This window comes from Streptomyces sp. NPDC127106 (assembly GCF_042677605.1).
GTDB lineage: Bacteria > Actinomycetota > Actinomycetes > Streptomycetales > Streptomycetaceae > Streptomyces.
Window position 1 is genome coordinate 1 of the sequence record NZ_JBHXTC010000141.1, and the last position, 1274, is coordinate 1274.

1 protein-coding gene is annotated in these 1274 nt (G+C 68.6%); it reads right to left on the reverse strand.

Features of this window, described 5'->3' with window-relative positions; translation table 11 throughout:
- Positions 1–27: 27 nt before the first annotated feature.
- Positions 28–1274 (reverse strand): transposase (locus ACFVGY_RS37855; RefSeq protein ID WP_385687143.1); only part of this gene is annotated, 1247 nt, incomplete at its 5' end.

Below are 1274 nucleotides of genomic sequence, written 5' to 3' on the forward strand. Positions count from 1 at the left end.
GGCCCGTCAAGGGCCAATGCCGCGTAGTTAAGGGGTTGGTTGTGTCGTCAAGAGTGTGTTGTGGGTGAGTTGGTAGGTGCCGTGCGCTGGTGATGTGAGGGTGCCTTCGCGTGTGAGTCGCCAGAGCTGGTTGCGGATGGTTTTGGGGCTGGCGTCGAGGGCGTGTCGTATGTCGCGTACTCGCCATGGCTGGCCTGGGTGGCTGGCGAGTAGGGCGAGGATGCGGCTGGTGACGGTGGGGGGCCGGGGTGTGGGCGGTCGGGGGTCGGGTTGGGGTTCGGTGTGCGGGGTGTGGACGGTGATGTTGATGGCGGTGATGTCGGTGCTGGTCAGCGGCCTGCCGTCGTCCTTCTTGGCGTGGTAGCGGGAGATGGGGCACTTGACTTTGCGGCTGCTGGTGCGGGCTCGGCGGGCTGGTAGCAGATGGGCCAGCAGGGTGTGGGTGAAGGCGGGGTCCGGGCCGGTGTCCTCGGTGATCACGTCGTGGGCGGTGATCAGGTGTTCCCTTGCTGTTTGAAGGGCGACGGTGAAACTGATCCGGTCCGCGTCCAGGCCGGGCTGGGTGGCAGCGGTCTCGGCCATCGCGTGACGCAGGACCTGGTAGAGGGCGAGAGTGGCCCATAGTTCCTGGGCGATGCCGTCGGGGGTGGTCGAGCGCAGGATCCGGCCGTTCATGAGGGTGTGGCGCAGGGCGTAGTAGGCCGATTCGATTTCCCATCGTTCGTGGTAGAGGCGGATGAGCCGGCCGGCGGGGTCGGTTTGGTGGTCGAGGAGGCTGGTGGCCAGCCGGTAGCGGCCGGCCATGCGTCGGCCGTCGGCGCAGGTCACGGTGATGTCGGCCTCGATGATCCGCACGGTCACCAGGCCGAAACGGGTCAGGTAGGAGCCGTCGGGGAGCTTGGCGTGCACGGACGGGCGGCGTCCGGCGCAGACCCGGACGAGGAAGTGGGCGCCGGTCGCGGCGACCTGGTGCAGGAAGTCGTTGCCGTCGAAGCCACGGTCGGCCAGCAGCAGCATCCGGGCATCGAGCAGGTGCAGCAGGCGGGCCGCATACGTCGTCTCGCCGGTGCCCGCCGGCCCGAACACCGCACCCAGCAGACCGCGGGTCCCTGTCTCGGCCAGGGTCATCAGCATCAGGGCGGGATAGCCCGCCCGCCCCGGCCTGTGGAAGATCTTCCCCAGCCAGGACCGGTTCGCAGCACTGTCCGGGACCTTGCACGATGCGCAGCCGTCGAAGGCGACCGTCCGAAACCGCCGGTAGGACACCCCGGGTG